12 protein-coding genes are annotated in these 18,718 nt (G+C 75.3%); all 12 read left to right on the top strand.

What is annotated here, in order from left to right:
* Positions 1-1,461: fibronectin type III domain-containing protein (locus BXA05_RS11025; protein ID WP_143311133.1), on the top strand; the 1,461-nt coding region annotated here is incomplete at its 5' end.
* A 47-nt stretch (positions 1,462-1,508) separates the two neighbouring features.
* A complete protein-coding gene (locus BXA05_RS11030) occupies positions 1,509-2,483 on the top strand; it encodes an AAA family ATPase (RefSeq protein ID WP_076405057.1) in 975 nt (324 codons plus the stop codon).
* An 82-nt stretch (positions 2,484-2,565) separates the two neighbouring features.
* The gene (locus tag BXA05_RS11035; protein ID WP_083711821.1) at positions 2,566-3,909 is read left to right on the top strand and encodes a DUF58 domain-containing protein; all 1,344 of its coding nucleotides are present in this window, start codon (positions 2,566-2,568) and stop codon (positions 3,907-3,909) included.
* Positions 3,909-6,410, top strand: a complete 2,502-nt coding sequence (locus BXA05_RS11040; protein ID WP_076405058.1) for a transglutaminase-like domain-containing protein — start codon at positions 3,909-3,911, stop codon at positions 6,408-6,410. The genes BXA05_RS11035 and BXA05_RS11040 overlap by 1 nt, the downstream gene beginning before the upstream one ends.
* Entirely contained in the window at positions 6,407-8,026 is a 1,620-nt protein-coding gene (locus BXA05_RS11045) for an RDD family protein (protein WP_076405059.1), read from the top strand. The genes BXA05_RS11040 and BXA05_RS11045 overlap by 4 nt, the downstream gene beginning before the upstream one ends.
* Positions 8,023-8,880 (top strand): PP2C family protein-serine/threonine phosphatase, encoded by an 858-nt coding sequence (locus BXA05_RS11050; protein WP_021483309.1) that lies wholly within the window; start codon positions 8,023-8,025, stop codon positions 8,878-8,880. The genes BXA05_RS11045 and BXA05_RS11050 overlap by 4 nt, the downstream gene beginning before the upstream one ends.
* Positions 8,877-10,577, top strand: coding sequence for an FHA domain-containing protein (locus BXA05_RS11055; RefSeq protein WP_076405060.1), 1,701 nt, complete (start codon positions 8,877-8,879; stop codon positions 10,575-10,577). The genes BXA05_RS11050 and BXA05_RS11055 overlap by 4 nt, the downstream gene beginning before the upstream one ends.
* Entirely contained in the window at positions 10,574-12,367 is a 1,794-nt protein-coding gene (locus BXA05_RS11060) for a serine/threonine-protein kinase (RefSeq protein ID WP_076405061.1), read from the top strand. Before BXA05_RS11055 ends, BXA05_RS11060 begins: the two co-directional genes overlap by 4 nt.
* Entirely contained in the window at positions 12,364-13,065 is a 702-nt protein-coding gene (locus tag BXA05_RS11065) for a hypothetical protein (RefSeq protein WP_043654136.1), read from the top strand. Before BXA05_RS11060 ends, BXA05_RS11065 begins: the two co-directional genes overlap by 4 nt.
* A 103-nt stretch (positions 13,066-13,168) precedes the next feature.
* Positions 13,169-17,647, top strand: a complete 4,479-nt coding sequence (locus tag BXA05_RS11070) for a type VII secretion EssC family protein (RefSeq protein WP_061268516.1) — start codon at positions 13,169-13,171, stop codon at positions 17,645-17,647.
* A 135-nt stretch (positions 17,648-17,782) separates the two neighbouring features.
* Positions 17,783-18,055: a WXG100 family type VII secretion target gene (locus BXA05_RS11075; protein ID WP_021482523.1), complete on the top strand. Its 273-nt coding sequence runs from the start codon at positions 17,783-17,785 to the stop codon at positions 18,053-18,055.
* Between the two features lie 131 nt (positions 18,056-18,186).
* On the top strand, positions 18,187-18,660 hold the full coding sequence (locus tag BXA05_RS11080) for an LpqN/LpqT family lipoprotein (protein ID WP_021482524.1): 474 nt from the start codon (positions 18,187-18,189) through the stop codon (positions 18,658-18,660).
* The last annotated feature ends 58 nt before the right edge of the window (positions 18,661-18,718 follow it).

Consider the following 18,718-nt stretch of genomic DNA (forward strand, 5'->3'; position numbering starts at 1 on the left):
GTCGCCCGACCCGACGAGAAGCCCGACCCGCCCGCCGCACCCCGCCTCGAGTTCGGCGACAAGTCCCTCACCGTCACCTGGACCAACAAGACCTACACCGACCGCTCGCCGATCCAGGCCGTCAACCTCGAGATCTCGCCCGCGCCGCCGGGCGGCGCCGTGCAGAAGACGGCCCTGACCGGGACGTCGGTGACGTGGGACGGCCTGCAGAACGGCGTCGCGTACAAGGTGCGCGCCCAGGCCGTGAACCTCGCCCCTGACCCCTCGGACTGGGGCGACTACTCGGCCGCCGAGACGCCGGCGGGCAAGCCGGCGGCTCCCGCCAAGCCGGCGGTGCGGCGCACGTCGATCGGCGACACGTCGCAGATGCAGGTCTCCTGGGGCGCCCCGGACGGCAACGGCGCCCCGATCACGCGGTACACGATCGAGGCGCTGCGGGGCGGGAGCGTCGTGCAGACCTCGACCGCCGCCGGCGGCGCGACGTCCGCGACGATCGGCGTCCCGGCGGACACGACGGGCTACGCGTTCCGGGTGCGCGCGCACAACAAGGCGACGGACAAGCTCGGCGACGCCGAGTTCTCGCCGGCGTCGGACCCGGTGCGCGCGTTCGCGAAGCCGGGCGCGGTGTCGAACCTCAGCGCCGACGCGAACGGCACGAACGGCGAGATCCAGCTGTCGTTCGGCGCGGCGTCGGGCAACGGCGTGCGGGCCGACGAGATCACCTACCAGTACGACGCCGGCGGTGGCTGGCAGCCGCTCGGCGCGAACAAGGTCGTCGGCGGGCTGTCGAACGGCAAGCCGTACCGGATCGCGGTGCGCGCCGTCGCGGGGGTCGACGGCGCGCGCGAGCCGGGGGCGGCGGCGACGGCGAACGAGGAGTCGCCCTACGGGCCCATCCCGGCGCCGGTCGTCTCGATGAACGGCGGCGACCGCTCGATCACGTACAGCTGGTCGACCGCGGGCAACGGGCGCGGGTACTCCGTGCAGGTGCGCGGCGCGGTCCAGTCCATCCAGAAGGAAGGCTCCGGGAGCCTCTCGGTCGGCTACTCCGAGACGCGCGAGATCTGCGTCCGGGTCACCCCGACGGAGGGCGCCCCGAAGGAGACGTGCAGGTCGGCGACGTCCGACAAGAAGCCCGAGCCCGTCCTCACGGTGAGCAAGGGGAGCAACCACAAGCTCCCCGACGGGAAGTGGCCGGGCGAGTGCGGGCACTCGTCGTGCGCCGAGCTCTACCTCACCATCAAGGACGGCCCGGCCAACACCTCGTTCCGGGTGACGTGCTATGGCGGCGGTTCGCAGATCGGGTCCGGCAACTACAGCCGCGACGCCCAGGGCCGCGCCCTGCAGACGGACGGGAACGGGAACTACTCCGGCGGCCAGCAGTGCGTCTACGGCCAGCCGGGCGGCTCGGCGCGGATCGAGACGACCATCGGGAGCACGAACACCATGACGTGGTACTAGCGCGGCCCGCGCCCCACCTCGGACAGCACAGCGAACGGAAGCGACGAATGACCACCATGACCCCCGAGCAGGCCACCTGGTTCGCTCAGACCTTCGACCGCCTCGTCGGCAACGTGGGCCAGGCCGTCCTGGGCAAGGCGCACGTCGTGCGCCTGACCCTGACGTGCATGCTCTCCGAGGGGCACATCCTCCTCGAGGACGCGCCCGGCACCGGCAAGACCTCGCTCGCGCGCGCGCTCGCCGCGAGCGTCCAGGGCACGAACAACCGCATCCAGTTCACCCCGGACCTCCTGCCGTCCGACGTCACGGGCGTGACGATCTACGACCAGAAGACGGGGAAGTTCGAGTTCCACCCGGGCCCGATCTTCGCGTCCATCGTCCTCGCGGACGAGATCAACCGCGCCTCGCCCAAGACGCAGTCCGCGCTCCTCGAGGTCATGGAGGAGGGCCGGGTCACGGTCGACGGCGTCGGTCACGAGGTCGGCCGCCCGTTCATGGTCATCGCGACGCAGAACCCCATCGAGCAGGCCGGGACGTACCGCCTGCCCGAGGCGCAGCTCGACCGCTTCCTCATGAAGGCGTCGATCGGCTACCCGGACCACGCCTCGACGGTCGAGATCCTCTCGGGCGCGTCCGTCCGCGACCGGAGCAAGACGCTCCAGCCGCTCATCACGACGCAGGCCGTCACGGAGATGGCCGAGCTCGGCGCGCGCGTGCACGTCGACGGCGCGGTGCTCGAGTACGTCTCCCGGCTCGCCGAGGAGACGCGCAACGCGCCCGAGGTGCGCGTCGGCGTCTCCGTCCGTGGTGCGCTCGCCCTCGTGCGCTGCGCGAAGGTGTGGGCCGCCGCGCACGGGCGCAACTACGTCCTGCCGGACGACGTCAAGGAGCTGGCGCAGCCGGCGTGGGCGCACCGCCTCGTGCTCGACCCCGAGGCGGAGTTCGCGGGCGCGACGAACGAGGCCGTGCTCGGCCGCCTGCTCGCCGACGTCGCGGCGCCGCAGGAGCGCCGCAGCGCCTGACGCGACCGGCGTCCCGCACGCCGGCCGCACGCCGTCCCGCCGCCGGCGGACCGACGGCCCGCACCGACCGAGAGCCCATGCCATGAACGCCACCTCCGGCCCGACGAGCGGGCGCCCCAGCGCCCGCTCCGGCCGCACCGCCAGCGGCGGCCGCCCGGGCGCACCCCGCGCGGGGTCCGCCCTCGCCGGGCTGCTCCGCCCCCTGGCCGCACCCCTCGCGCGGGTCACCGCGCCGGTCGGGCGCGCGCTCGCGCCCGCCGCGCGGACGGTCCGGCCCGTGACGTCCGCCGTCAGCCCGTTCGGCTGGGCTGCGCTCGTCGTCACGGTCGCGGCCTGGTGGGCCGGGCTCGCGCTGTCGTGGCTCGAGCTGCTCGTCGTGGCGGTCCTGCTCACGGTCGCGCTGCTCGCGGCCGTCGCGTTCGTGCTCGGGCGCTTCCGGTACGCCGTCGTGCTCGACCTCGCGCAGCAGCGCGTGACGGTGGGGGACCGTGCGGTGGGCCGGCTCGACGTCCGCAACGACTCCGCCCGTCCGCTGCTCCCGTCGGTCATGGAGCTGCCCGTGGGGCAGGGCATGGCGACGTTCCCCGTGCCGCGCCTGCGCCCGCAGGGGAGCCACGAGGAGATCTTCACCGTGCCGACCCACCGGCGGTCGGTCATCTCCGTCGGCCCGGTGCGCTCCGTGCGGGCCGACCCGCTCGGGCTCCTGCGGCGCGAGGTCGTGTGGACCGAGCCCGAGGAGCTCTTCGTCCACCCGCGCGTCAAGAACCTGTCCGGCTCGTCGACCGGGTTCCTCAAGGACCTCGAGGGCCGCGTGACCACCGACATCTCGAACTCCGACGTGTCGTTCCACGCGCTGCGCGACTACGTGCCCGGCGACGACCGGCGCCACATCCACTGGAAGACGACGGCCCGCACGGGCCAGCTCATGGTGCGCCAGTTCGAGGAGACGCGGCGCTCGCACCTCGCGGTGCTGCTCTCGACGCGGGCCGAGGACTACGCGCACGACGACGAGTTCGAGCTCGCCGTGAGCGCGTGCGGGTCCCTCGGGCTCCAGGCGATCAAGGAGGACCGCGGCGTCACGGTCCTCGTCAACGACGGCAACCTGCGCGGCGACCACCGCACGCGCCTCCTCGACGACCTCGCGCGCGTGGAGACGCAGTCGCAGCGCACGTCGCTCGTCGACGTCGCGCGCGTCGCGGGCCTGACGATCACGGACGCGTCGGTGGTGGCGTTCATCGTCGGGAGCCGGGTCACCCCGACGGAGCTCCGTGCGGCGTCGGCGCGCCTGCCGCAGGACGTGCGCGTCATGGCGATCCAGTGTGTGCCCGGCGCGTCCCTCAGCCGGCACGCGATCGCGGAGCTCGTCGTCCTCACCATCGGCGAGCTCGGCGAGCTCCCCCTCGCCCTGCGGAGGCTGAACGACTGATGAGCGCGCCCAGCACCACGACGCGCGGCTCGCGCCGCGCCACGCCGGTCGGCACGCCGGCGCCCTCGTCCGGCACGTCGCAGCGGAACACGACCCGGCTGCGCGGCGCCGACACGCCGCGCGCCCTCACGGCGCTCGGCGCCGTCGACGCGCTCGCGCTCGTCCTCGTCCTCGGTGCCACGGTCGTCGGGTTCGGCCCCGTCTGGGGCTCCTCGGGCTACCTGATCCCCGCCGCGGGGGGCGCCGTCGTCGGCCTCGCGGTCGCGTGGCTCGGGGCCTGGCGGCGCTGGGCGGCCTACACCGTGCTCCCGGTCGCGGTCCTCGCCTACCTCCTCCTGGGCGGTCTGCTCGCCCTGCCCGCCGACGCGATCGGCGGCGTGCTCCCGTCGCTCGCGACGATCGCCGACCTCGCGCGCGGGGCGGTGACGGGCTGGAAGGAGTTCGTCACGACCGTCCCGCCGCTGCACTCGTTCCCGCACCTCGCCGTCGTCCCGTACCTCCTCATGCTCGTCACGGGGCTCCTCGCGGGCACGATCGCGTGGCGCGCGCGCCGTGCCGCGTGGGCGCTCGTGCCGGTGGCCGTCGCGTTCGTGGCGGTCATCCTGCTCGGGACGGTCATCGCGGCGTACCCGGTGGCGCAAGGCCTCGTGCTCGGCGGCGTCGGCCTGCTCTGGGCGGGGTGGCGCGTCACCGCCGCGCGGCTCGGCGCGCACCAGATCACGACGGAGGCGAGCCGCGCCGCGACGCGGCGCCTGTGGTGGCACCGCGTGCGCACGGGCGCGGCGATGCTCGTCGTCGGGGGCGTCGCGGCGGCGTTCGCGGCCCCCGCGCTCCTGCCCGACGCCCCGCGCACCGTCCTGCGCGAGACGGTCGTCCCGCCGCTCGACCTGCACCAGTACGTCAGCCCGCTCACGGCGTTCCGCAAGTACGCGAAGGACATGCGCGAGGACGAGCTGTTCACCGTGCGGGGCCTGCCCCCGGGCGCGAAGGTTCGCCTCGCCGCGCTCGACACCTACAACGGCGTCGTCTACGACGTCTCGAGCGGGCTGCCCGGCTCGGGCGTCTACACGCGCGCGGGCCAGGAGATCGCGACGGTCGCGCCCGGCACGCCGACGCGCCTCGACGTCCAGGTCGGCGACTACACCGGGGTGTGGGTGCCCGACGTCGGCCGGCTCGCGGGCATCACCTACACCGGCGAGCGGGCGCGCGAGCTCGCCGACACGACGTACTACAACGGCACGACCGGCACGGCGCTGTCGACCGCCGGGCTGCGCCCGGGCGACACCTACACGCTCGACGCGCTCGTCACGGCCGAGCCCACCGAGGACGACCTCCGCGCGGGGACGATCGACCAGTCGGTGCAGGTCCCCACACCGCCGAAGGGCGTGCTGCCCGCGTCGCTCGCGGGCAAGGCCGCGCAGTTCATGGGCGAGGAGACCGAGCCCGTCGACCAGCTCTACGCGCTGCGTGACGGCCTCGTCGCGAGCGGCATCTTCTCGAGCGGGCTGGACACGCAGCCGCCGTCGCGACCGGGCCACTCGGCGGAGCGCATCGACACGCTGCTCGCCGACGAGGAGATGGTGGGCGACGACGAGCAGTTCGCCGTCGCGCTCGCGCTCATGGCCAACCAGGCCGGCATCCCGGCTCGCGTCGTGATGGGCTTCTACCCCGACCTGGACAAGAACCCGCTCGAGCCGGGCGAGCCGTACACGGCGACCGGGACCGACGTGCACGCGTGGGCCGAGGTGCCGTTCGTCGGCCACGGCTGGGTGCCGATCACGGCGATCCCGGACGAGGACAACAAGATCCAGCCGGAGCCGAAGAGCCTCCAGGTGCCCAAGCCCCCGATCCTCGAGGACCCGGAGCCGCCGGAGGAGCCCGCCGAGGCCGAGGCCGGGAAGATCGACGACGAGGAGAAGGAGAAGGCCGACAGCGACGGGTTCGACTGGGGGCAGGCGGTCCTCATCGGCGTCGCCGTGGTCGTGCCGCTCGCGCTGCTCGCGCTCCCGGTCGTGCTCGTGCTCGCCTACAAGGCGCGACGCCGGGCCCGGCGCCGCACCGCGGAACGGCCCGTCGACCGCGTGAGCGGCGGCTGGCGCGAGGTGCTCGACACCGCGACCGACCTCGGGACGCCTGTCCCCGCCGGCTCGACCCGCCGCGAGGGCGCGGGGGTGCTCGCGCAGGCGTACGGCGCGACGGCGACGATCCCGCTCGCGCACCGCGCGGACGCGACCGTCTTCGGCACCGGGGAGCCGACGGAGCAGGAGATCGAGGCGTTCTGGGCGGACGTCGACTCCGTCGTCGGAGGGCTACGCTCCTCCGTGAACCGTCGCGCCCGGGTGCGTGCCGCGCTCTCGCTGCGGTCCGTGCGCGCGGGCGGCGGTTCCGCGGGCCTGCGCCGGTGGCTGCCCGGCCGCCGCGCCGGCGCGCGGGGTGGCGCGGTGCCCCCGGCGGCAGGGTCGTCGTCGGGGCCGTCGAGACGACAGGGAGACGAGTCATGAGCGACGTGACGTGCCCCGCCTGCGGGTCCGCGCAGTCCCCGGGGGCCGCGTTCTGCGCGGTGTGCGGGCAGCCGTTCCCGCGGACGGGCCGGCCCGTCGCCGCGCCGTCGGCGGGGCCGGTCGGCGGCGTCCAGGCCGTCGCGGGCCGCGGTGGGCCGGACCTGCCGTACGCCGCCGTCGCGCACTCGGCGCCGGACACGACGACCGAGCCCGAGGTCTACGCGGCGACGCAGAAGGCCTTCGTCCCGGTCTCGGCCGGGGCGTCGCCGTCGTCCCTCGCCGCCGCGCCCTTCGCCGGGACCGGCCGCCGCTTCCTCGCGTACCTCGTCGACGCGGCGGTGCCGGCCGTCGTCGCTCTCGTCGTCCTCGTGGCGGGTCTCGCGGTCGTGGGCGCGCCGCTCGGCAGCGTGCAGACGGTGACCCAGGAGGAGGCCGCCGCGCTGCTCGGCAAGATCCTCGTGGTCTACGTCGTGGCCGCGGTGCTCGCGCTCGCGTGGTGGGTCGGCGTCTGGTTCTGGGAGGGGTCGACGGGCAAGACGCTCGGCAACCTCGCGACCGGCATCCGCACGGTGGACGCGGGCACGCGCGGGCCGGTCGGGTTCGGGCGCGCGGCGCTGCGCTGGATCATCGTGGGCGTCGTGCCGCTGGGCGGGATCCTCGTCGTGCTGCTCAGCCCGCGCTTCGACTCCACCGGCCGGTCGCAGGGCTGGCACGACAAGGCGGGCCGGTCGCTCGTGCTCGACGTGCGCGGCGTCGCCCCCACGTCCTCGGGGTACGACGGCGTCGCCTCGCTCGTGGCGGGCGGCCCCGCCGGGGCGTACGGCGCCCCGGCCGCCCCCGGCGCGTACCTCGCCGCCCCGGGCGGCCAGCCGGCGCCGTACCCGGCGCCCGACGTCGGGCGCCCGCCCGCGCCGTCGGCCGCGACCCCCGCCGCGTCGTTCGCGCCGCCGCCGTCTCCCGCCTCGTCGGCCCGCCCGGGCGAGGCGTCCGGGGCGGTGCCGGCCGCGCCCGTGCCGGACCCCTGGGCCTTCCCGTCCACGCCCGCGCCCGCGCCCACCGAGGGCGGTCTCATCACGGGCGTCCCCGGCGTCGGGAGCGGAGCGTCCGCCCCGCCTCCCGCCGCGCCCCCGCCGGCCGCGGTGCCGGCGCCCGTGCCGACGCCCGCCCCGGCGGCTGCTGCGCGGTCCGCCGCCCCGCTGGCAGGCCCCGAGGCCGCCGAGCCCGAGTGGGACAGCACCCGGATGTCCGCGCGCGACGTGCGCGCGATGGAGCCCGCGCCCGACGTGGCCGTCGTCATCGAGCTCGAGTCGGGGGAGCGGCGCACCGTCGACCGCCCGACCCTCGTGGGCCGCAACCCCCAGGCGCCCGACGACGGACCCTGGACCCTCGTCGCCCTCGACGACCCGACGCGCTCCGTCTCCAAGACGCACGCCGAGCTGCGCGTCGACCCGAGCGGCCTGTGGCTCACCGACCGCGGCTCGACGAACGGCACCGTCGTGTCGGTGCCCGGAGCCCCGCCCCGCGTCGCCGAGCCGGGGACGCGCGTGCGCGTCCCCGTCGGCGCGACCATCCACGTGGGCGACCGTCGCCTCGTCGTCCACCCGGGAGTCTCGTGACCACCGACCAGCCCGCCGAGGTGCACCTGGCCTGGGGCGCGGCGTCGCACCGCGGCGCCCGCCGCCTCCTCAACGAGGACCGCTTCCTCGCCGCGCGCTCCGTCTTCTTCGTCGCCGACGGCATGGGCGGGCACGAGGCGGGCGAGGTCGCGAGCGCGACCGCCGTCGAGGCACTGCGCCCGCTCGCCGACCTCGAGGTCGTCACGCCCGAGGAGGTGCGGACCCGGATCGCGGTCGCGCAGGAGAACGTGCAGGCGATCGTCACCGAGCCGGGCCGCGGCGCCGGCACGACCGTCACGGGCGTCGTCGTCTCCGAGCAGGACGGCAACCCGTACTGGCTCGTCGTGAACGTCGGCGACTCGCGCACCTACCACCTGGCGGGGGGCCGCCTGGAGCAGGTGAGCGTCGACCACTCCGAGGTGCAGGAGATGGTCGACGCCGGTCTCCTCACCCCGACCGAGGCGCTCACGCACCCACGGCGCCACGTCGTCACGCGTGCGCTCGGCTCGCGCAACGCCCCGCAGGCCGACTTCTGGTACCTGCCCATCGAGCGGCACGACCGCGTGCTCGTCTGCTCCGACGGCCTCACCGGCGAGCTGTCCGACGAGCGGATCGCGGAGGTCCTGCTCGCCACGCCGGACCCGCAGGCCGCGGCCGAGCGGCTGGTCCACGAGGCCATCGCCGCCGGTGGCCGGGATAACATCACAGTCGTCGTCGTCGACGCGACGGGCGTGTCCGACGACACGAGCGGCGGGAGCACGACGCCGCGGGACCAGGTGGCGGCGCCGGGTCCGGTCGTCGACGAGGACACGCTGCCCAGGGATGTTCGTCTGCAGATCGGGGGTCTGACGTGACGCTGCGCTACGTCACCGGAACGGCACGCACCGTGGTGCGCGGCGGCGCGGTCGTCGTGCTGCCCGCACCGGTGGAGCCCTCGCTCGTCGAGCAGGTGTGGGACCAGCTCGGCACGGACGCGGGCGTCGTCGAGGTCCTCCAGGTCCTCACGGGTGCGTTCGGCTCGAGCTTGCGCACCGTGCCGCCGTTCGTCGTCGCGGTCGTCACCGGCCGCCGCGTCCACGTGGCCGCGCGCGGCCGCCTCTCCGTCACGCTCGAGCTCGACGGCGGCGAGCGCGTCCAGGTCGAGGGCGAGGGCGTCACCACCTGGTCGGAGCGGGTGCTGGACGACGTCGTCGAGCTGCTCGTCCAGGCGGACGCGGGCGTGGTGCCCGTCGAGCCCGCACCGCCCGGCGGGCCGCTCCTCGGGGACGCGCTCTCCGTGCCGCTGGAGTCGGGCGTGGTGCTCGCCTCCGCGGTCGCGTGGCCGCTCGTCGAGCGCCCCGAGCAGCCCGTCGCGTCGGGCGGCGAGGACCTCGGCTCCGACCCCGGGCCGGACGCCGACCGGCTCGCCGCCACGGAGGCGAGCGTCCCCGAGGACCGAGCCTCGGAGCCCGGCCGGGACGCGCGTCACGCCGCCGCGGAGACCGCGACGCTCGCCGAGGCGCCCGCGGTGCCGTCGGCGACGACGGTCCTCGGCGGGCTCGGGGCGACGCTCCGGCTCCCGGAGGAGACGATCGCGCCGCAGCCCGACGCCGTCGAGCCGCCGCCCGTCGTCGAGCCGGCCGCGCCGGTCTCCGAGGCGCCCCCGGAGGAGGACGACGACTACGCCCACCTGTGGGGCTCCACCATCCTGCGGACGGTCGAGGACGCCGCGGTCCGGTCCGCGGAGGACGAGGAGACGGACGAGGCCGACGAGCCGACGCCGTCGGCCACGGTGCCGCCCGCGCCGCCCGTCCCGGCCGTCCCCGCCCCGCCGGCGGACGAGGCGCCCGTGCCCGCCCCGCCGCCCGCGCCGGACGGCCTCATCGCGGGCGTCCCGCGCGAGTGGACGGGCGCCACGCCCGCCGCCGCGCACCGGGCGGCGACCGTCACGCCCGACGACGAGCCCGCGCCCGTCGCCGGGCTCGACCACGACGGCCACACCGTGCTGTCGTCGGCGATCGCGGACCTGCGCGCGGCGGCCCAGGAGCCGGCGGTCGAGGACGCGCCCGTGCCGCCCCCGGTCCCGTCCTTCAGCCCGCCGCCCGCACCGGGGCAGCAGCAGATCCTCGCGCGCACGTGCCCCGAGGGGCACGCGAACCCGCCGTCGCGCGACACGTGCGCCGTGTGCGACGCGCCGCTCGACGGCGACGCCGAGCTCGCCGTGCGCCCGCCGCTCGGCCGGGTCGTGGTCTCCACGGGGCAGACGCTCGAGCTCGACCGGCCCGTCGTCGTGGGCCGTCGCCCGCGCTCGCCGCGCACGCAGGCCGCGGAGCTCCCGCGCCTCGTCACGGTGCCGAGCCCGCAGCAGGACATCTCGCGCTCGCACCTGGAGATCACGCTCGAGGGCTGGCACGTGCTCGTGAGCGACATGGCGACGACGAACGGGACCACGCTCCTGCGCGGCGGTCAGCCGCCGCGGCGCCTGCACCCGTCCGAGCCGGTCCTCGTGGTGGACGGCGACGTCGCCGACCTGGGCGACGGCGTGACCCTGCGCTTCGAGGGGATCCGGTGAGCAGCAAGCGCGCACCGTCCCCTCCACCGGAGATCCGCGGCTTCGAGTACGTCTCGCTCATCGGTTCGGGCGGGTTCTCGGACGTCTTCCTGTACCAGCAGCAGCGCCCGCGCCGCCGCGTCGCGGTGAAGGTGCTGCTGCACGAGTGGTCGAGCCACTCGCAGCGCGCGGCGTTCGACGCCGAGGCCGACCTCATGGCGACGCTCTCGACGCACCCGTCGATCGTCACGATGTACGAGGCGGACATCGCGGACGACGGCCGCCCGTACCTCGCGATGGAGTACTGCTCGCGGCCCAACCTCGGCGCGCGCTACCGCACCGAGCGGCTCCCCGTCGCCGAGGCGCTGCGCACGGCCGTCCAGATCGCCGGTGCCGTCGAGACGGCGCACCGCGCCGGGATCCTGCACCGCGACATCAAGCCCGCGAACATCCTCGTCACCGAGTACGGGCACCCCGCGCTCACGGACTTCGGCATCTCGTCCACGGTCGACGACGCGGCGCGCGCCGAGGGCATGTCCATCCCGTGGTCGCCGCCGGAGTCGTTCGCGGAGCCCCCGCGCAGCGGCATCGCGACGGACGTCTGGGCGCTCGCCGCGACGACGTACACGCTGCTCGCCGGGCGCACGCCGTTCGAGGTGCCCGGCGGGTCGAACTCGAGCGCGAACCTCATCTCGCGCATCGAGGGCTCGCCCCTGCCGCCCACGGGCCGCACCGACGTCCCGGCCTCGCTCGAGCGCGTGCTCGCGACGGCGATGGCGAAGAACCCGGCGTCGCGCTACCCGACGGTCCTCGCGTTCGCGCGCGCCCTCCAGCAGGTCCAGAACGAGCTGTCGTACGCGGTGACGCCGATCGACCTGCTCGACGACTCGGGCCACGTCCAGGAGGAGGAGCCGGACGACGACGCCGGGACGCGCCTGCGCCAGGTCGTCTCGATCGACCCGTCCGGGACCGGGACGTCCGCGGGGCCCGTGGCGCCCGGCCGTCCGACGCAGCCGACGACCCCGCTGCACACCGCCCCGCCCGGTGCGTGGCCCGGGCAGACCGTCGCCCCGGGCACCGCGCCCGGGCAGCCGGCGCCGTACCGCCCCCAGGTGCCGTACGCGCCCGCCGCGTGGGACCAGGGGCCCTCGGCGGGGACGTCCGGCACGGTGCCGACGACCGCCGTCGGGCAGGGCGGCGCGCCCGTCGCGGAGCTCACGGACCCCTCACGGCTGTACCCCGGCCCGCGGCGTCCCGGTGGTTGGGGCACCCCGCCCGTCGAGGACACCGTGCACCGGACGGCCGGGCCGGACCAGGCGCCCGACGACGCGTCCCCGCAGGAGCAGCGATCCGGCCGCGGCGCGCTCTGGGCGACGGTCGCGGGCGTCGTCGGCGTCGCGGTCGCCGTCGGGGGGTTCTTCCTCCTGCGGCCCGACGCGACGCCGGACGACACGGAGACCACCGCGGGCGGCGAGAGCTCGACCGCGCCCGACGACGACTTCGTCCCGTCGGACAACCTCGGCGACCTCGTGCCCCCGGTGAACGACCTCGTCGGCACCTACGACCCGGCGCGCGAGGTCGCGACGTTCACGTGGGCCTACGACTCGGACAAGGCGCTCGAGGACGACTCCTTCTGGTGGCGCAAGATCGACCCGATCGAGGAGACGCCGTTCAAGGAGAACTTCGACAAGACGTCGGTCGAGCTCCGGGCCAAGCCCGGCGAGCAGGTCTGCGTCGAGGTCATCGTCGACCGCGACGGCAAGGTCTCGGCCTCGCCGCAGAAGGCGTGCGTCACGGGGGAGGCGGCATGAGCGAGCTGGCGGTCGAGTTCTGCGGGGAGTGGTTCCGCCCGTCCACCGACGGCGACCCGTTCGACATCGGGCGCGACGGGGACCTCGCGATCGAGGACAATCCGTACCTGCACCGGCGCTTCCTGCGCATCGCGCACGAGGGCGGCATCTGGTGGCTCGCCAACGTCGGGTCGCTCATCTCCGCGACGGTGTGCGACTCGGGCGGCGGCGTCCAGTCGTGGCTCTCGCCGGGCAACCGCCTGCCGATCGTCTTCCCGACGACGTCTATCGTGTTCACCGCGGGGCCGACGACGTACGAGATCACCGCGCAGCTGCGCGGCGCGCCCTACCAGGAGATCCGCTCGGAGGACCCGGAGGCGGGCGGCGCGACGACGATCGGCATGATCACGTTCACGACGAGCCAGAAGCAGCTCATCGTGGCGCTCGCCGAGCCCATGCTGCGGCGCGACGGCACGGGCCTGTCGGAGATCCCGTCGTCCGCCGCGGCGGCGGCCCGGCTCGGCTGGGCGACGACGCGCTTCAACCGCAAGCTCGACAACGTGTGCGACAAGCTCGACCGGATCGGCGTCAAGGGCCTGCGCGGCGGGCCCGGCGCGCTCGCGACGAACCGCCGCGCGCGCCTCGTCGAGTACGCCGTGGCGTCGCGCCTCGTGACGGCGGCCGACCTGCCCCTGCTCGACCTGACCGACGACGGCTGAGCCCGCCCGCTCCTGCGAGCGCGCGCCGCGCGCTCCGGTCGGTCGCGCCCGTCGACCGCTCGCCGTCCGCCGCTGACCACCCGGACCCGAACGAGGAACTCCCGTGCGAATCAAGCTCACGCTGCACCGCCCCGACGCCAGCACGACGAACGTCGCCGTCACGGCCGACGCGACGGCGTCGGTGCGCGACGTCGCCGAGGCGCTGTTCGCGGGCGACCCGACGCGCGCGGGCACCGCCGTGCCGGACCGGCTCACGCTGCAGGTCGGGACGTCGCCGTCGGGCAGCGGCCAGGGCCGCGTGCTGTCGCCGACGAGCGACCTCGTCGAGGCGGGCCTGCGGTCCGGCTCGACCGTCTCGATCGTGCGGGTCTCCGAGCAGTTCGACTCGCCGGGCCAGGACCGCGGGGCCGCCGTCGCCGTGCTGCGCGTGCTCGAGGGCCCGGACGCGGGGCGCGAGTTCTCGCTGCCCGTCGGCACGAGCTACCTCGGGCGCGACCGCAACATGGACATCCGCCTGAGCGACCCGCAGGTGTCGAAGCGGCACGCGCGCATCACGGTCGGCGAGACGATCGAGATCACGGACACGAACTCCGCGAACGGCCTGGTCATGGGCGGCCAGCGGATGCTGCGCTCGACGCTCACGTCCGCGGACACCGTGACGATCGGCTCGACCGTGGTCTCGGTCGTCGCGCTGCACCGCACGACGAGCCTCGCGCCGACGAGCCCGGTCGTGGAGTTCAACCGGTCCCCGCGCGTCGTGGCCCGCTTCGGCGAGCGCAAGCTGCGCGCGCCCAAGCCGCCGCAGCCGCCCGAGCCGCAGCGGTTCCCCTACCTCGCGATGGTCGCGCCGCTCCTCATGGGCGTGATCCTCTACTCCGTCACGCGCAACGTCCTGTCGATCGTCTTCATCGGGCTCAGCCCGATCCTCATGCTCGGCAACTACCTCGACCAGAAGGTGCAGGCGCGGCGCAAGCTCAAGGCGCAGCGCGAGCAGTTCGAGGCCGCCGTCGTCGCGATGCGCGACACGATCGACCGCACGCACGCGGTCGAGCGCGCGGTGCGGCTCTCCGAGGCGCCCTCGGTGGCCGACACGGTCGACGCGGTGCGGCGCCTCGGCGGCCTGCTGTGGACGCACCGCCCGGAGCACGACGCGTTCCTCTCCGTCCGGATCGGTCTGGGCTCCGCGCCCGCGCGCACGCAGCTCGAGCAGCCGAACGAGAACAACACGCTGCCGGAGTACTGGAACGAGCTCGAGAAGCTGCACGCGCAGTGCGCCACGATCTCCGGCGTCCCGGTCGTCGCGCGGCTGCGGACCGACGGCGCGCTCGGGGTCGCGGGGGCGGGCGCCGCGGTCGACGCCGTCGCGCGCGGCGTGCTGGTCCAGCTCGCGGGCCTGCACTCGCCGTCGGAGCTCGTGCTCGCGGCCGTGACGTCGCAGCGCTCGCGCGCGGACTGGGAGTGGCTCGAGTGGCTCCCGCACACCGGGTCGGCCCACAGCCCGCTGGGCGGCGAGCACCTCGCCGACAACCCGGGGGCCGCGCAGTCGCTCCTGTCCCGGCTCGAGGACCTCGTCGAGCTGCGCGGCGCCGACCTCGGCACGCACGCCGAGCTGCGCGGGCCGATCGACCCCGAGGAGGGGGAGGACACCCCCAAGCCGGTCCTGCCGACCGTCGTGGTGCTCGTCGAGGACGACGCCCCGGTCGACCGCTCGCGTCTCACGCGCCTCGTCGAGCGCGGCGCGGACGCGGGCGTGCACGTCGTGTGGGTCGCGCCGTCCGTCGAGCAGCTCCCGGCCGCGTGCCGCACGTTCGTGCTCGTGGACACCGTCGACACCGCCGACACCCCGGGCGGCTCCGCCGGCGCGACGAGCGGCGAGGTCCGCGTCGGGCGCCTGACCTTCCCCGTCGCGTGCGAGACGGTGGACCTCGCGACGGCGCACGAGGTCGCGCGCATCCTGGCCCCGGTGGTCGACGTCGGCGCGCCCGTCGACGACGACTCCGACCTCCCGCGCTCGGTCTCCTACCTCGCGCTCGCGGGCACGGCGCTCGCGGAGGACCCGAGCCGGCTCATCGACGCGTGGCGCGAGAACGGGTCGCTCACGCCCCGCGACGGCTCCCCGCCGGTACGGCGCTCGGCGCCGACCAACCTGCGCGGGCTCGTCGGCCACTCCGGCACGGAGCCCCTGTACCTCGACCTGCGCACGCAGGGCCCGCACGCGCTCGTGGGCGGGACGACGGGTGCGGGCAAGTCCGAGTTCCTCCAGTCCTGGGTGCTCGGCATGGCCGCCGCGCACAGCCCGGACCGCGTGACGTTCCTGTTCGTCGACTACAAGGGCGGCGCCGCGTTCGCGGACTGCGTGAACCTGCCGCACACCGTCGGGCTCGTCACGGACCTCTCGCCCCACCTCGTGCGCCGCGCGCTCACGTCGCTGCGGGCCGAGCTGCGCTACCGCGAGCACCTGCTCAACCGGAAGAAGGCAAAGGACCTCGCGTCCCTCGAGCGCACGGGCGACCCGGACGCGCCGCCGAGCCTGCTCATCGTCGTCGACGAGTTCGCGGCCCTGGTCAACGAGGTCCCCGAGTTCGTGGACGGCGTCGTGGACGTCGCCCAGCGCGGCCGGTCCCTCGGGCTGCACCTCATCCTCGCCACGCAGCGTCCCGCGGGCGTCATCAAGGACAACCTGCGCGCCAACACGAACCTGCGCGTCGCGCTGCGCATGGCCGACGAGGACGACTCGACGGACATCCTCGGCATCCCCATGGCCGCGCACTTCGACCCGTCGATCCCGGGTCGCGGCGCCGTGAAGACCGGCCCCGGCCGGATCACGCCGTTCCAGACCGGCTACGCCGGCGGCTGGACGACGTCGCGCCCCGAGCGTCCCCGGATCGACGTGCAGGAGATGTCGTTCGGCACCGGGGTGCGCTGGGAGCTCCCGGAGCCCGAGGTCGAGGAGGTCACGGACCCCGGCCCCAACGACATCGCGCGCGTCGTCGCGACGATCTCGCGGGCCGCGACCGAGGCCGCCGTCCCGATGCCGCGCAAGCCGTGGCTCGCCGAGCTCGCGCCGACGTACGACCTCGCGCGCCTGCCCAACCCGCGCACGGACACGATGCTGCTGCTCGGCGTGGAGGACGACCCGAAGTCGCAGGCCCAGCCGACGGTGTTCTACGAGCCCGACCGCGACGGCAACATGGCGATCTACGGCACGGGCGGCTCGGGCAAGAGCGCGACGCTGCGGACGATCGCGGTCTCGGCCGCCATCACCGCGCGCGGCGGCCCCGTCCAGGTGTACGCGATCGACGCGGGCGCGAGCGGCCTGCGGATGCTCGAGGACCTGCCGCACGTCGGCGCCGTCATCTCGGGCGACGACGAGGAGCGCGTCCAGCGCCTGCTGCGCACCCTGCGCGACCTCGTGGACGAGCGGTCCGCCCGCTACGCGGCCGTCCGCGCGGGCAGCCTCGACGAGTACCGCCGGCTCGCCGGCGCGCCCGACGAGCCGCGCATCCTGCTCCTGGTCGACGGCATCGGCGCGTTCCGCGAGTCGTACGAGTTCCGGCCCGCGCACGCGTTCCCCGTGTGGGGCGCGTTCACGGCCGTCGCGACCGACGGGCGCCAGGTCGGCGTCCACGTCGTCGTCGCGGGCGACCGCGCGGCGTCGGTCCCGACGTCGCTCGGCTCGACGATCCAGAAGCGGCTCGTGCTGCGCCTCGCGAGCGAGGACGACTACCTGACGCTCGGCGTCCCGAAGGACGTGCTGTCGCTGACGTCCCCGCCCGGTCGCGGCGTCCTCGACGAGAACGAGGTCCAGGTCGCGGTGCTCGGTGGCGACCCGAACGTCGCGCTCCAGGCGCGCGAGCTCGGCAAGCTCCGCGACGCGATGACGCGGCTCGGCATCCCGCAGGCGCCGGGCGTCGAGCGGCTGCCGGACGGCTTCGCGCTCGAGTCGCTGCCCGAGGTCACGGGCGGGCGCCCGACGATCGGCCTCGACGACCTCGACATCGCGCCCGTGGGGCTCCCCGCGCGCGGCACGTTCATGCTCTCCGGCCCTCCCGGGGGCGGCCGCACGACGGCGCTCGTCACCATCGCGCAGGCCGTGCGCCGGGCGCGCGCGGGCCGGGTCGTGTACCTCTCGCCGCGCCGCACGAGCATCTCGGCGCTCGACGCGTGGGACACCGTCGCGACGTCGCCCGAGGAGGTCGTGACGCTCCTCGAGACGCTCACCCAGGCGATCGAGGGCGGGTCGCTGCGCCCGGGCACGCTCACGGTGCTGGTCGAGTCGGTGACCGAGTTCACCGGCACCCCGGCCGAGCAGCCGCTCGTCGCGTTCGTGCGGGCCGCCACGCGGGCCGAGCAGCTCGTCGTGGGCGAGGCGGAGTCCTCGACGTGGGGCCAGGCGTGGGCGATCGCGCAGCCGTTCAAGGCGGGCCGCACCGGCCTGCTCCTGACGCCCGGCGACCTCGACGGCGACACGCTGCTCGGGACGGGGCTGGGCCGCATCCGCCGCGCGGACTTCCCGCCGGGACGCGGCTTCCTCGTGGTCTCGGGCAGGGCGCGCAAGCTGCACGTCGCGCTCCCGCGGTAGCGACGTGACGACCACGGGCACCTCATGGGGACACCTCCCCATCGACGGCGCTCGTGGGCCGATGGTTGAGTACTGCCATCGACAACGGGACGACGTCCACGCAGGGTGGGGGTCGAGACACAGAAGGAGAACACCATGGCTGGTGGCATGTGGGGCGCGAACGTCGAGGAGCTCCGTGGGCTCGGTCAGACGCTGCAGCAGAAGGCGGACGAGATCCGGACGACGATGCAGAACCTGAACTCCCAGATCCAGAGCGTGCCGTGGGAGGGCCCCGACGCCCAGCAGTTCAAGGGCAGCGACTGGCCGGCCGCGCAGACGCAGCTGAACAACGTCGCGCAGACGCTGACGGACGCGGGCCAGAAGGCCACGCAGAACGCGCAGCAGCAGGAGCAGGCTTCGAACAGCTGATCCGGCTGAGCTCCGCCGAGGGCGCGGGACCCCGAGAGGGTCCCGCGCCCTCGGCGTACGCACGCCCTGGCTCGGGTGCGAGACTGCTGACGCGCCCCGTGGCGCCCACCCCCGACGAGAGGACCTGACGCATGACCGAGCTGCGCTACCCGAGCGACGACTTCCCCGCGCCCGTGGGGGTGCGCGTGGTCGCGCCGGAGAGGTGGGTCCCGCTCCCGCACGTGGGCCTGCCGCTCGCGCTCGGCCGCGAGGTCGAGCCGGGGGAGTTCAACCCGAACGTCATCGTCACGGTGTCGCGGATCCGGGCGGAGCAGACGCTCGACGACGCGCACGCCGAGGTGCTCCGCAAGCTCCGGCCGATGCCGCGCCTGCGCGAGCTCGACGGCGGCGAGGTGGACGTCGACGGCCTGCCGGGGCGCTGGCTGGAGGCGTCGTTCAAGGGGGGCGGGGGCACGGTCCTCGTGCAGGCGGTGCGCACCGTCGTGGTCCCGCGCGGCCCCGTGGCCGACCTCGTGCAGACGACGGGGACGTGCACGCTGACGCAGCACCCGTGGGCCGCGGGGGAGATCCGCGCGGTCCAGGAGAGCCTCCGCGTCGACCGCTGACCCCCGGCGTTACATTCGCCCGGACCGCAAGACGGGGTATCCAGCAGGCGAGACCGGT

Source organism: Cellulosimicrobium funkei (assembly GCF_900155925.1).
Lineage (GTDB): Bacteria > Actinomycetota > Actinomycetes > Actinomycetales > Cellulomonadaceae > Cellulosimicrobium > Cellulosimicrobium funkei.

Coding starts and splice junctions, on each gene's coding strand:
- BXA05_RS11075 (WP_021482523.1), top strand. CDS start 17,783: ATGGCTGGTGGCATGTGGGGCGCGAACGTCGAGGAGCTCCGTGGGCTC.
- BXA05_RS11030 (WP_076405057.1), top strand. CDS start 1,509: ATGACCACCATGACCCCCGAGCAGGCCACCTGGTTCGCTCAGACCTTC.
- BXA05_RS11045 (WP_076405059.1), top strand. CDS start 6,407: ATGAGCGACGTGACGTGCCCCGCCTGCGGGTCCGCGCAGTCCCCGGGG.
- BXA05_RS11035 (WP_083711821.1), top strand. CDS start 2,566: ATGAACGCCACCTCCGGCCCGACGAGCGGGCGCCCCAGCGCCCGCTCC.
- BXA05_RS11080 (WP_021482524.1), top strand. CDS start 18,187: ATGACCGAGCTGCGCTACCCGAGCGACGACTTCCCCGCGCCCGTGGGG.
- BXA05_RS11065 (WP_043654136.1), top strand. CDS start 12,364: ATGAGCGAGCTGGCGGTCGAGTTCTGCGGGGAGTGGTTCCGCCCGTCC.
- BXA05_RS11040 (WP_076405058.1), top strand. CDS start 3,909: ATGAGCGCGCCCAGCACCACGACGCGCGGCTCGCGCCGCGCCACGCCG.